The sequence below is a fragment of the Streptomyces sp. NPDC020192 genome (genome assembly GCF_044388685.1).
Classification (GTDB): Bacteria; Actinomycetota; Actinomycetes; order Streptomycetales; family Streptomycetaceae; genus Streptomyces.
On sequence record NZ_JBIRXG010000054.1, the window covers coordinates 17,988 to 30,280 of the forward strand.

General features: G+C 68.6%; 11 protein-coding genes and 1 pseudogene. 3 read left to right on the top strand and 9 right to left on the bottom strand.

Features of this window, described 5'->3' with window-relative positions; genetic code table 11:
• Nucleotides 1-330: 330 nt before the first annotated feature.
• Complete coding sequence (locus ACH47Z_RS44010) at nt 331-882, bottom strand: hypothetical protein (RefSeq protein WP_399085240.1); 552 nt, start codon at nt 880-882, stop codon at nt 331-333.
• Nucleotides 883-1,057: 175 nt separating this feature from the next.
• Here ACH47Z_RS44010 and ACH47Z_RS44015 point away from each other — a divergent pair, with 175 nt between their 5' ends.
• The gene (locus ACH47Z_RS44015; protein ID WP_399085243.1) at nt 1,058-1,891 is read left to right on the top strand and encodes an IS5 family transposase; all 834 of its coding nucleotides are present in this window, start codon (nt 1,058-1,060) and stop codon (nt 1,889-1,891) included.
• A gap of 109 nt (nt 1,892-2,000) precedes the next feature.
• Here the strand turns inward: ACH47Z_RS44015 and ACH47Z_RS44020 are convergent, their stop codons facing one another.
• The 7 genes from ACH47Z_RS44020 to ACH47Z_RS44050 form a co-directional block, all read right to left on the bottom strand.
• A complete protein-coding gene (locus ACH47Z_RS44020) occupies nt 2,001-2,273 on the bottom strand; it encodes a hypothetical protein (protein ID WP_399085246.1) in 273 nt (90 codons plus the stop codon).
• A 564-nt stretch (nt 2,274-2,837) separates the two neighbouring features.
• Entirely contained in the window at nt 2,838-4,151 is a 1,314-nt protein-coding gene (locus ACH47Z_RS44025) for a transposase (protein ID WP_399085249.1), read from the bottom strand.
• A gap of 164 nt (nt 4,152-4,315) precedes the next feature.
• Nucleotides 4,316-5,104: a glycine betaine ABC transporter substrate-binding protein gene (locus ACH47Z_RS44030; RefSeq protein ID WP_399085252.1), complete on the bottom strand. Its 789-nt coding sequence runs from the start codon at nt 5,102-5,104 to the stop codon at nt 4,316-4,318.
• A complete protein-coding gene (locus ACH47Z_RS44035; RefSeq protein ID WP_399085269.1) occupies nt 5,101-5,487 on the bottom strand; it encodes an alpha/beta hydrolase fold domain-containing protein in 387 nt (128 codons plus the stop codon). The genes ACH47Z_RS44030 and ACH47Z_RS44035 overlap by 4 nt, the downstream gene beginning before the upstream one ends.
• A 14-nt stretch (nt 5,488-5,501) precedes the next feature.
• A complete protein-coding gene (locus ACH47Z_RS44040) occupies nt 5,502-5,915 on the bottom strand; it encodes a hypothetical protein (protein WP_399085255.1) in 414 nt (137 codons plus the stop codon).
• Nucleotides 5,916-5,976: 61 nt separating this feature from the next.
• Nucleotides 5,977-6,741, bottom strand: a complete 765-nt coding sequence (locus ACH47Z_RS44045) for an ester cyclase (protein ID WP_399085257.1) — start codon at nt 6,739-6,741, stop codon at nt 5,977-5,979.
• The gene (locus tag ACH47Z_RS44050; RefSeq protein WP_399085260.1) at nt 6,738-7,463 is read right to left on the bottom strand and encodes an SDR family oxidoreductase; all 726 of its coding nucleotides are present in this window, start codon (nt 7,461-7,463) and stop codon (nt 6,738-6,740) included. Before ACH47Z_RS44050 ends, ACH47Z_RS44045 begins: the two co-directional genes overlap by 4 nt.
• A gap of 135 nt (nt 7,464-7,598) precedes the next feature.
• On the opposite strand from ACH47Z_RS44050, the gene ACH47Z_RS44055 reads away from it, so the two are divergent.
• The gene (locus tag ACH47Z_RS44055) at nt 7,599-8,540 is read left to right on the top strand and encodes a LysR family transcriptional regulator (protein WP_399085272.1); all 942 of its coding nucleotides are present in this window, start codon (nt 7,599-7,601) and stop codon (nt 8,538-8,540) included.
• A 145-nt stretch (nt 8,541-8,685) separates the two neighbouring features.
• Here the strand turns inward: ACH47Z_RS44055 and ACH47Z_RS44060 are convergent, their stop codons facing one another.
• Entirely contained in the window at nt 8,686-9,453 is a 768-nt protein-coding gene (locus ACH47Z_RS44060; protein WP_399085263.1) for a TnsA-like heteromeric transposase endonuclease subunit, read from the bottom strand.
• A gap of 714 nt (nt 9,454-10,167) precedes the next feature.
• Between ACH47Z_RS44060 and ACH47Z_RS44065 the strand changes: the two are divergent.
• A pseudogene (locus ACH47Z_RS44065) lies at nt 10,168-11,414 on the top strand (IS3 family transposase).
• Nucleotides 11,415-12,293: the final 879 nt, after the last annotated feature.

Sequence of the window (12,293 nt, forward strand, 5' to 3'; positions counted from 1 at the left end):
CCAGTCCTGCACCCCGCTGGAACAACCCATCGGCGGGGGTCACGATTACGAAGCATCATCAGGGGTTCACTTGCGTTCACCCGTCCGGTCTTCCCCTTGCCTGTAACCCCCGGATGGAACGGGAGCCCTTGGGCTTCTCCTCCGGGCTTCACACCCCGCCGTTACCGGCGACGCATGCCGAAGTGGGGACGGGCCTTGAGCACTGGCCCGGAACTACGCTGTCGACAGCAACGGCCGTCCTCCTTCAGCTAATTCACTCAAACTCGTGCGACTTCGTGTCGCACCCCAACGCTCGTGATACAGGGCCGCCAGCTCCTCGGCGGGCCAGGACTATGGATCGAGCAGGTCGGTCAGCAGCCTGGTTGTCTCGCCGTCATCGACCTGGTAGTCGATGACCCTGACTGTCGCCCCGCCTGGATGGGAGCGCCGCTGCCCGGCGAGATTCATCCGGGTCAGATAGGTCCCGTCAGGCAAGACCTCCATGGGCCTCGCGGCGACGAAAGTGCGGGCTCTGATCAGTATGTGCGCTCCGGCCTGCGTATATGCCTTCCACAGTGCGACACCGGGGAAGGCCCGGTCCATGATCACCAGCATTCCGGCGGCACTGCCGGCCATCTCTGTCGCCAGTGCGGGTTCGCCACCACCGCCCTTGAAGCTGCCTATTCGCGCGTCGATCGTCGCGTGCGTACCGGTCTCGGTCAGCGTGACCACTCTGGCCTGTGGGAACCCGAGGGGCCGACCGGCACTGTCCACCTGCCCACCAAAGGCGGTACGTGTCGTGTCGTTCTCCGGTACGTCCAGCAAGAACCCGTCGACCGCGTCAACTCTCATCCCGCGCCAGAACGCGGCCTCGAGAGTGGGCGGAGCGATCGCCCCGGCCACTCGGCGGAACACTCCCTCCAAGGGTGCGGCTCCAAGCTGCTTCCGGGCCCTGGTGAAGGATGACTTGCTTGGCATCCAGCCGACCACACGCGGTCAGCACCTCGTCCACCAGCTCAGGAACGATCCACTCGGTGAGCAACCCGAGCCGGATTTCATCGGATAACCCGATCCATGGATGCATGTCCGTGTCAACGAACCAGCACCCCGGCGGTCACCGTGCCTGGGGGAGGGACTACGTGCACCTCTCAAGCAACGGCATTGCGACAACGGGTGCAAGTGGAGGTCCGTTCCCGTCGATTTCGGGATCCCGTGGCGGACAATCTACGGGTTCTTCCAGCGATGGCGGGCGAACGGAACGCTGGCCCGCATCCATGACGGCCTCAATCCCCGCACCGTGGCGGTGATCCTGGATTCCCAGTCCGTCAAGGGCGCCGAGACCGTGGGAGCGGACAGCCGCGGCTTCGACGGCGGGAAGTTGATCAATGGCAGGAAGCGGCACCTGGCCGTCGACATGCGGGGCATGGCTCTGGCCGTCATGGTCACCAAGGCATCGCCGCACGACAGCATCCCCGCCCGCGACCAGCTGTTCCGGCTGCGGCTGACACATCCCGAACTCGCCGTCGCCTGGGCGGACTCCGCCTACGGCGGGACCCTCGTGGACTGGTCCCACACCTTCCTCGGGATCACCCTCAAGACCGTGCCCCGACGCAAGGACCAGGACGGCTTCGCCGTCCTCGCCAAGCGGTGGCGGGTCGAGCGCGCCATCTCATGGATCATGAGAGCTAGGAGGAACGTGCGCGACTACGAACGCCTCGTCTCCCACAGCGAAGCCCACATCACCTGGACCTTCATCACCCTCATGGTCCGCCGCCTCACCCGACCACCCCGGCCACCACGCACCGAGCCCCACCCCGCCGAACCGGAGAAACCGGCCAGCAAGCCCAAGCCCATACGCCTCCGGCCCCAGCAGCCACGGACGATCCGCCTGGCCCCCACCACCCTGCGCTGATCGGGGGTTGGGTCCAGTCGTACATCGTTCGCCTGCCTTCTCGCTGGCGAACCAGCGCCGCCGCTCGTCGTCTGCTGTCGAATCTGGCGGGGCGGGTGCTGTCACAGGGTTAGCTGGTTGCGCGGAAGACGAGGAGAGCGGCGATCGTACCTGTCGCGTGCTCTGCGTAGGCGTGGGAGGTGATGTGGACGAGTGTCCAGCCTGCTTGTTCGAGGGTTTGAATGACGGCTGAGACGTGGTGTTCAACGATGTATCCGGTCTCCATCGTGCCGCGTCTGGCGTCGCCGAGTGGGATGCTGATGGTGAAGACGAGGTCGCCTCTGTCGCGGCGTTTCTTTGCGGTGTTCGCGATTCGGTCGATGCGTGGTGTCTGATTCGCCATGACCCCTCAACGCTGGGTTGATGTTGGTGTGCAGCACTGTTGCACGAGCCTGGTCATGCCGCCCACCGTTCGGCCAACGGCAGCCAGAGCGACACGGCACCGATCACACACCTGCACCACCGCGTCAAGAATGTCCTGAGGCCGGATGGTTAGGGAAGTCGTGAGACCTCATAAGCCACCTGTCCATCGGTGTTGATCCCATATCAGGACCATCTCCCTCAGACGGATCGCGCACCGGGGGCTGGATCTGTGCGCTTTCGGCCGTGCGGCCACTGACTCATCCCGCTTCTCACTACAGCCGGGCCGGGCAGGCACGGAGTGCCATAGATCACCGGATCTGACACAGCTTCTGAACGCCGAGCTGACCGCACGGCTGGAGGAGAGAGACGCGGAACTTGAAGCGGCCCGCGCGGCCAACCGCGAGTTGACCCGGGCACTGAACCAACGTGCCTGAACCTGCTGGCCGCAGCCATACGGCGCTACGCGTGTCGACGGTCAAACAATTTGGCTGACCGTCGACACTACTCGACTTTGTAGCAGGTCGTGATCTTGGTGTGGGTGGCTCTACGCCGCGGCTGCTTCCCAGGCGCGGACGACCGCTGCGTTTTCCTCGGAGTCGGGTTGAGCTGCAGGGTTGCGGATATGGCGGGCGGCGATGAGCGTCCGACGGAGCTTGGCGACCATGTCGGGGAAGGCCGGAGTGGTCTTGGTGGTGTACCAGGGCTGCCGGGCCCGGCGGTCGTCGACGTCGGCGGGGTGATGGCCGTGCAGGGTGTACCAGAGCACGGTGATGGTGTGGACGGCCAGACCGAACGGGACGGTCCGCTCGACCGCGCGCCGGGTGCGGTTGCGGGCCTGGCCGACACCGAGGTCCTCACGCATGTGGTGGAAGGCCAGCTCGATGGACCAGCGCGCGCCGTAGCGTTCCACGAGGTCGTCGGCGGGGCTGTGCAGGTCGGTGCTGATCAGGGCGAGGTCGTACGGCTTGGCCGAGTCGAGGTCGCGGACCAGGACGAGGCGGACCGGGAGGTCCTTGAAGGCGCCGTACCACAGGCACTCGGTGGTGGTGATCCACACGAACTCCGTGCGGCCGTAGCGTTCCACCACCGTCAGCGTCCAGGTCGCGGCCTGCGCGATGGCGGTCAGCGAGCCGAGCGCGGCGCCTTTCTTGCGTGGCCGGCCGCGCTTGCCCGTCCTGGGAGGAGTGGGCGCAGACAGTGCGGCGTTGCGCGGTAGCCGGGTGGTGAAGGTGACGCCTGCGGGCAGGCCGGCGACCTTCTCCGAGTGGTAGGCGCCGTCTCCGACCACGTGCACCATGCGGTCGGACAGCACGGCGGCCAGGTCGTGGACCATCTCCAGGGCCAGGTCGGTTCGGGAGGCGGTGGCCCTGCCCCGCCACAGCCGGGCGGTCACCGGCAGTGCGACCGGCCTGGCGAGGAACGGCAGTCGCACCACGATCGCCACGATCACCCAGGTGTTGCCGAACCCGAGCTTGTCCTTGCCCCGGCCGGATCCGTCGTGTGCCCACAACGCCCCGAAGACCTTCTTGCCGACCCGCTGGAGCAGGGTGTCGTCGACGGCGACCAGCACCGGGGCGCCGGCCGGAAGCAGTGCCTCGACCACCGCCCGGGCCAGCCGCAGACCGAGCCGGTCCGCATCCCAGGACGCCTCGGAGAAGAAGGCGTGCGCCCGTCGGTGCGGCCAGACGCGGGCCAGGCCCGCGCCGCTGAGCATCCCGGTGACCGTCCGCCGTCCGGTCTGCGCGACCGACCCGGCCACCAGGTGACAGAATGTCTCGAACGAACGTTTCGTGAAACACGGGCGAGTGACTCGAAGGACAAGCAGCAACGACGCCGGTAGCGTTATCCCCGGAACCATCAGCGGCAACTCCTCGCACCGAGGCGGTTGATCAGCACCGCTGATGGTTCTTCACGTTCGTCCCGGCAGTCCGCCGATCAGGCCGAACTCACTCGGACGAGGCCCACACCACCCCGTTCAAGATCGCGGTTCTCCGAAAAGCCGAGGTGGGTCGGTGAGGGCGGTTACGGGCGGGCCGCGAGGTAGCGGTCGGCGGCCTGCAAGGGGGTGAGGCCGTGGGCGTTGATCCAGGCGTCGAGTTCCTCGACGCCGTCGTTGCCCAGGTGGAGGGCGTCGAGGCGGGCCAGTGCCCCGGGGTGGATGCGGTCGAGGCTCGTACGGCGGATGACGGGGGCGGCGGTGTCGACGGCGCCGAGCAGGCCCTTGGGTTCGGTCAGCGGGCGCAGGCCGTGGCGGCGGTTGAGGTACTGGGGGCGCCAGATCGGGATGACGAACCACTCCTCGTCGGCGATCCGCTGTTCGACGTGGGCGATGAAGTCGGCCTCGGTGCCGGGGGTGAAGGTGTATCCGGCGCGGTCGAGGCCGTAGGCGACGACCATCCGGGCGGAGAAGCGGCTGATGTCGGCGCCCGGGTTGATGCCGTCGATGGCGCGCGTCATGCGGACGGCCACGTCGGGCCGGGCGAGGTCGGCGACCTCGCGCACGGCGTCGGCCGGGATGTACGGCGGCACTGCCCACACGCAGTAGGGGTGGTAGTGCGGGGCGAGCAGGTGTGCCTGGTCGCGGTAGGCCGCAAGGTAGGTGTCGTGGCTGGAGGGCAGCCAGGCGGAGACCAGGACGTCGACCTGGCCGTCTGCCTGGAGCCGGAAGAGCTGCTCATGCGGGGCCTCGATGCTCTCGACCCGGTGGCCGTGGGCCTCCAGCACGCGGCGGGTGACGGCGGCTGCGGCGCGGTGGAAGGACAGGGCGATGTTGCCCACCGTGATCGCAGGCCCGGAGAGTGGGGTGTTCACGCAGTCTCCTGTGATGGGTGGAGTGCCTCGCGCAGGGCCGCGACGATCTGGGCGAGCGCGGCGCGGGCGGCACCGGTTGCACACAGGGCGTCGAGGACGACGAAGGCGTGGATCGTGCCCTGGTAGCGCACGCAGGTGACCGGTACGCCGGCCGTGCGCAGCTTCGCGGCGTACGCCTCCGCCTCGTCCCGGAGCGCGTCCGCCTCGGCGGTGATCACCAACGCTGCTGGCAGGCCGGCCAAGCCGGGCTGACTTGAGGACGGCTCGTGCCTGCGCGGCCGCCGCCCGGCGCAGTGAGCGGCTCCGTCGGGGATCCTGGACCCGGGCCGCCGAACTGCTGGGTGCAGTCCGGTCCTGACCGCCCACGACGGGCGGTGGACCACATCGACCGGATCAGTCAAAGGTCCAGGGGTGGGTTGGCGCCGTCCTTGAACTCCACGGTGGTGAACTCCAGGCTCGTGGTGCCGATGTTCTCCAGGTCGTGCAGGAGGTACCGGCCGGGCCCGAAGGTGTAGTGGCGGGTCTCGCCCGGGGTGTAGTCCACGATGCGGGTGGTGCCGTCGTAGGTGTGCTGACGGCTGCGGCCCGCCGTGTGGGCCGTCCAGAAGTAGTCCAGGACGTGGCGGTGGGCGGTCACCCGCTCGCCGGGTGCGAGCCGGATGCTCCACACCCGCACGCGTGCGCTCTCGCTGAGCAGCCGCCGGCCGACCCGGCCGTTGCTCGCGTTCTGCTCGAACTCCTCGCGCAGCGCGGGTGTCCAGCCCTGGAAGCCGACGGCGACCAGAGTGCCGGCGAGTGGGAGGTCGGACATGTCGTCAGTGTTCATCGGGGAGTAGTTGCCTTTCGGGCGAGGTCGTACGGGATGAGGGACGTCAGCTGTTGACGCCCAGCTGGGTCAGCAACCTCTCGTTGTCCTCGATGTGCCAGTCCTCGATGATCTTGTCGGTGCCGACGTGCTGGATGTCGATGGCGTTGAAGTCGACGTTCTGGCCATTGCCCTGGACGTCGTTGAAGGTGCCGGTGAAGTGGCCGCGGAAGACCAGCCGAGCGGTGATCTCGTCGCCGGTGACCAGCACGTCGGACAGCTCGCAGGTCAGGTCCGGTACGGCGGTGCGGAAGTTCTTCGAGGCGAAGACCGGGCCGGTGGGGCCCTGCGGCCGGCCGGCAGCGTGTTGTCCTTGAACCGCGGGCTGACCGCCGCGTCCAGGTACTTCTGCTGCCCGGTGTTCCAGAACGTGTACAACTGCTGGGCCAGGTTGACCTCCTGGGCTGCGCGCCGCGCGCCGATCGAGCGGTCCACGGTGAGCGCCTCCGGCTGGACCAGATCGGGCGAGCGGTCGATGAGGCGCTGCGGCCAGGCGTGCGGGGACTGGTGGCGCCGGTTGTCGTGGGCGTAGGAGGACGCGGCGGTACCGCCCGCCAGGCTTGCCACCACTGCGGTGATGGCGGCGGTTCGGATCAGGGTGCGTGAACGCATGAGTGTGACTCCTCGAATCAGCCGGGCACGTTTCCGGTTTCGGGCGTGCCAGGGTGGCCGGCCGGTCGTTCCGACCAGGCCGAACCTTGCGGACGAAGTGGTCGACCGCCGCCTCGGGCGCCGGGCCGAACCGGCGCCGAGGCGGCGGTCCGGAGGTCACGCGAGGCGGCCGCCGCCGTCGACGTGCAGCACGGTGCCGGTGACGTACGGGTTGTCGATGGCGTAGAACACGGCCTTGACCAGGTCTTCCGGGCTGCCGACCCGGCGGGCCGGATTGCGCTCGGCCACCCCGCGCAGGAACGCTTCCTTGTCGGCGCCCAGGCCGTCCCAGGAGCCGGTGTCGACGATGCCGGGGGAGACCGCGTTGACCCGGACCGGGGCGATCTCCACCGCCAGTGCCTGCACCAGGAAGGCCAGCGCACCGTTGGTGGTGGCCATCACCGTGCGCGCCGGCGCCGGGCGCCAGGCGGCCACACCGGAGAAGAAGGTGAACGAGCCGCGCTCGGACACCTGTTCGGCCAGGTGCTTGGCCAGCAGCATCGGGCCGATCACCTTGGCAGCGAACGCCCGTTGCACGTCGGCGAGTTCGAGGTCCTTCAGTGGGCCGTTGGCAGGCATCGCGGCGGTCGAGACCAGGTGGTCGAACCGGCCGACCGTCCCGGCGAAGCCGGCGATCGACCGTTCGTCGGCGAGATCGAGTGCGATCACCTCGGACGGCCCGGACAGCTCGCCGGCCGTCCATTCCAGCTTGCGCGGATCCGGGCCGGCCAGCACGACGGTTGCACCGGCAGCCGAAGCGGCCCTGGCGAGGGCCCGTCCGGTGCGCGAACCCGCGCCCACCACAACGATCCGCTGCCCCTGGAGAGGCGTGCCATCGGACATGAGAGAACTCCTTCGAGTCATCGGGGATCGGCCGCCCGCTATCCCTTGCGGTGGCCACACCACGACCCTCTCCCGGCCTCCTGTGATGAGTCCAAGGCTTGTTTTCTACCTCAGTGATAAAATCCGCTCATGGCGATACCGACGCTCAGGCAGCTCGAGTACCTGACCACCGTGGTCGACACCGGCTCGTTCACCCGAGCGGCCGAGCAGTTGCACGTCACCCAGCCCGCGCTCTCCCACCAGATACGGGCCCTGGAGAGCACGGTCGGCGGCCCGCTGCTCGAACGGCTTCCGCGCTCGGTGCGGCTCACCCCGATGGGGCGCGCGGTGTTGCCGCATGCCCGCGCCGCGCTGGCCGAGGCCGAGCGCCTGCACACGGTGGCCCGGCGTACAGCGGGCCTGGAGGAGGGCGAGCTGGAGGTCGCCGCCATCTACTCGGTCAGCCTCGGCATCCTGCCGCCCGTCCTGCGGCTCTGGCGCCACCAGCACCCCGGCGTACGGATCCGGCTGCGCGAGTACCCGCACGCCGACCGGCTCCAGGACGCCATGACCGCAGGCCGCGCCGACCTCGCCATCGGCCCCGCGCCCGTCAGTTGGGAGGGACCGATCCGCGAGCTCGGCGTCGAGGAGTTCACGATCGTCCTGCCCACCGACGACCCGCTGGCCGCCAGCCCCACCGCCACGGTCGCACTCACCGATCTCGCCGACCGCGCCTGGGTCCACTACGCCCCCGACAACGGCCTCGCCGACCTGCTCGACCACGCCTGCGCCCAGGCGGGCTTCCACCCCCAGGCGGCGATCCGCGCCGAACAGACCTCCGCCGCACCCCTGCTCGCCGCCGCCGGGCTCGGCCCGGCCCTGGTGCCAGCCAACATCATCCCGCCGCAGTTCGACGGCCTCCTGCTCCGCCCCGACCCTCCAATCCGCCGCACCCTCACCGCCTACACCCGCACCCGCCCCGACCCCCTCACCGTGGCCTTCGCCGACCTCCTCGCCCAACAGGCCCGCGTCAATCCGGCCGGCCTCTCGGCGGCCGCGACGCTCCCTGACCAGACAGACGCCCCCGCACGCGGGTAGAACCGCACACCGCACGCCAGATCGTCGGAAACCTGACGGACCCCACGATTGCCGACCCGCTCCCTGGGCTCTGAACGGACTGGCGGGCTGGACCCACCGGCGAACCGGACCTGGTCACCCACCTCCACCACATGCCGCACACCGCTCACCGCCCGCGCCGCCCGGCCGCGGCAACCAGGGTGCCTTCGGTGAGCGGCCGGTCCAGCGCCGCAGTCAGCTCCCCACTCCACAAGCCGTGATAGACGACCGGCAACGTCCGGACCACATCACCGAGCGCCGCAGCCCCCTCCACCAAGGACCGCCGACACGCGAAGACATCACGCAACCGGCCCGGACGGACACCACCCGCACAGCGCGGATGCCGGTAACCCGACAGCCAGCGCACATTGGCTACCACCACCGGATCCGCAGCAGGCTCGACCCGGTACTCCCAGCCCGCCTCCTGCACACATTCCTCCAACACAGCTTGCACGCAGGCAAGCCGACGCGGCGGGCCACCAGCACCATGGCAGTCGACGAGCACGTGTCCTCCGTCAGCAAGGCGTGCAGCCAACTGCGGAGCATGGGCCACAACCCGCCCGCCGTCCCGCCATACGAATTCCAGCGGACGGCACGCCAGCCCCACCACCTGACGGTCCCGGTCCAGCAGCATCAGACGGTCCCTCATCGCGGTGCTCCCGTAGGCCACCAACCGACCCGTGGTGGCCGCCCACCACCAACCGGGAGCCAACCCCTTGCCCCGGCGCACCACGAAACCACGCACCGGCGGGCAGTCGGCCGGAACCAGTTCCGCGGCCACCTCCAGCCACGACCGCTGCTCCGGCAGACCGTTCGCGCCGATGAACCGCACATCGACATCCCGCACACGGACCCGACCGCTGCCCAACCGATGGTCACCACTCGTGCTGCTCACGCGGTCAGTGAAGACCTGGCCGGCACACCTGCACAATGCGCAGATCGAGAGCGTCCCCTTACCAAGTGAAAACCTCCCGAACGCACCAACTGATGAGCTGCGGTTTTTTGTCAGTGGGTGACTGCGTCGATGTCAGTTGGTGTTGTGGCTGGTCGGGTGCTTGGTGTCTGGGGATCTTGGTGTCTTGGCTGCGGTTTGTCTGCTGACAAGCTTGCGGTTTCGGTGCTGTCGGTGGGGTGTGGTGTCTGTTAGCCGTTTGGTGTCCGGGGTTGGTGCGTTTTCGGAGCGGTGGGAGCTGTTCGGTCCTTGTGAACCGTAGGTAGTTCCGGTCTTCCGTGGGCATCCAGGTCGAGCGGTGTATGGCGCTCATGTGATGCGCATCGGCCGTCCCACCGCACCGCGGGATGCCCTTGGTCGATGTCCGTGTCCGGAACGGTCGGCGTGGACGGTCGTGGGCTGCGGTTGTAGTCCCGCGTATACAGCAGAAGAGCCGGTTCTGTCAGGGTTTCCCGGTTTGTTCTGTCAGGCGTGCGGTGTGCGCGCTGTCATGAGTGAGGCCCCGCGAGGTCTCGTGCGAGCACGAAGCCGGGACCCGAGGGAATTCAGCGGGTGGGGGTGGTGGCGCTGTCGGGGCAGGAACTGGGAGCCTCCCCCTGAGTGGTGGACACGCTGATACTGGATCTGCTTGATCCGGAGAAAGCGAGACCACCGCCGATGGCGATGAAGGACTACTCGGACGAGTTCAAGGCCGATGCCGTGGCCCTGTACGAGTCCACACCCGGGGCGACGTACAAGAGCATCGCCGCCGACCTGGGCATCAACCGGGCCACCTTGCGCGAGTGGGTACTGCGGGACCGCGAACGCCGCGGTGTCGCCGCTACCCCTACGACGGCCGGTGAGACGCCGGCCCGGGCCGGGGCGGCAGCATCGTCGGCCGATCCGGACGAGCGGATCCGACAGCTCGAAGCCCGGGTCGCCGAGCTCGAGGCGAGTGAGCGCAAGCTTGCGACCGAGCGAGACATACTCCGCAAGGCGGCCAAATATTTCGCCGGGGAGACGAACTGGTGAGGAGCCGCTTCCAGTTCGTCGACGACCACCGGGCCACCTACGCGGTGAAGCGGCTTTGCGAGGTCCTGGAACTCAACAGGTCCAGCTACTACAAGTGGCTCTCCGGCCGGCAGGCCAGGGCGGCCCGGCAGCACAGGGACCGGGCCCTGGCCGAGGAGATCCGCGAGGTCCACGGCGAGTCCGGCGGCACCTATGGCTCACCGAGGGTGACCGCCGAGCTGAGGGAGAAGGGCCTGCCGGTCAACGAGAAACGCGTCGCCCGGGTGATGCGGGCGTTCTCGATTACGGGCATCCGTCTGCGCTGACGCGTCCGCACCACCGTCCCCGACCCGGCCGCCACGCTGGTTCCGGACCTGTTTCAGCGGGACTTCACCGCCTCGGAACCGGGCTGGAAATACATGGGGGACATCACCTACCGTCCTCTGACGGGCGGGGAGTTCCTCTACCTCGCGACCGTCCTGGACTGCTTCAGCCGCAGGGTCGTCGGCTGGTCCATCGCCGACCACATGCGCACTGACCTGGTCGCCGACGCCCTCCGCATGGCCGCCCGCACTCGCGGCGGTCTGGACGGCTCGCTCTTCCACTCCGATCACGGAGCTCAATACGGATCCCGGGCCTTCGCCGACCTCTGCACCCAGCTGGGGGTCACCCGGTCGATGGGCGCGGTCGGCACGAGCGCGGACAACGCGGCCTGCGAGAGCTTCCACGCGTCCCTGAAACGCGAGACCCTCCAGGGCGCCCACGACTACAGCGATGCCACCACCTGCAGAAGGACGGTCTTCGCCTGGCTGACCCGCTACAACACCCGCCGCCGGCACTCCGCCAACGGCCACCTCAGCCCCGACGAATACGAACGCCGACACCACGCCGCTAAGCTCACGCTCGCCGCGTGATCAACGAACGCGTGTCCACCATCACGGGGGAAGGCCCCTCAGTAACGCCCACTACTACCTGCCCTGGGCCATGCCCGAAGACATGCAGGGCTGCCCCCAGCCACCCGGCTACAAGCCCAAACGCACACCGTACGCCAGGTGGTGACTGCCGATCAGCACGGATGCTGGGTACACAGTTGACCTATCCTCCATCCGCGCCCGGAGACCAGGTAAACCTGGTGCTGCACTCAGGAAGCCTGCCCAGGTGGCGTGTTGCGTGAGGCTCCGAGTTCACCCGTGCGGGAGGTATCAGACACGGTCTCCTCGGGCGTACTCTCTGCGGTGGCTTCCACGGTTCCGCGCGCCGGCCGGTGACAGGCGGCTCCACCTGTTCGGTGACAACGGTGCGGAGGTCCCGTTCCGGGAGCCGTGATCTTTTCCAGAATCCATCCGAGTCACATTTTGAAGCACAATAGGCTGACCCCTGCACAGCAGAACTGGCTCCCGACCAGTAAGCCACCCCCTGACGGTCAGTCACCTGCCCCCCACGACAGCCGAACCCGCGCCCTCTCCGACCGCCACAACCCCACTCTTCCGCTGATGCCAGGGCCGTAAGGCCCGTCAGGCGGGCAGCGCGAAGCGCGGCACGCCGCAGGGGCGCGGAGCGTCACGGGTGGCTGGAGCGCAGCGGAGGCCACCGGCCGGCCGAAGGCCGGCTACGCCCCGCAGTGCGGGGCGTTCTGCTCCCGGAGTGAAGCGGAGGGAGCATCAACCTGCCTGCGCAGCAGGCAGGTTAGGCGTGCGAGCAAAGCGAGCCGCTTCCGCTGCCGCAAAGCGGGAGCGGAACGCCCGTGCGCAGCACGGGCGTTCGCTGTCATCGCGCGCAGCGCGATGGGAGAT

What these genes read in the sequence shown, in the direction of transcription:
- ACH47Z_RS44020 (WP_399085246.1), bottom strand. Translation starts at nt 2,273, where the DNA reads ATGGCGAATCAGACACCACGCATCGACCGAATCGCGAACACCGCAAAG.
- ACH47Z_RS44050 (WP_399085260.1), bottom strand. Translation starts at nt 7,463, where the DNA reads ATGTCCGATGGCACGCCTCTCCAGGGGCAGCGGATCGTTGTGGTGGGC.
- ACH47Z_RS44040 (WP_399085255.1), bottom strand. Translation starts at nt 5,915, where the DNA reads ATGTCCGACCTCCCACTCGCCGGCACTCTGGTCGCCGTCGGCTTCCAG.
- ACH47Z_RS44015 (WP_399085243.1), top strand. Translation starts at nt 1,058, where the DNA reads ATGCATGTCCGTGTCAACGAACCAGCACCCCGGCGGTCACCGTGCCTG.
- ACH47Z_RS44025 (WP_399085249.1), bottom strand. Translation starts at nt 4,151, where the DNA reads ATGGTTCCGGGGATAACGCTACCGGCGTCGTTGCTGCTTGTCCTTCGA.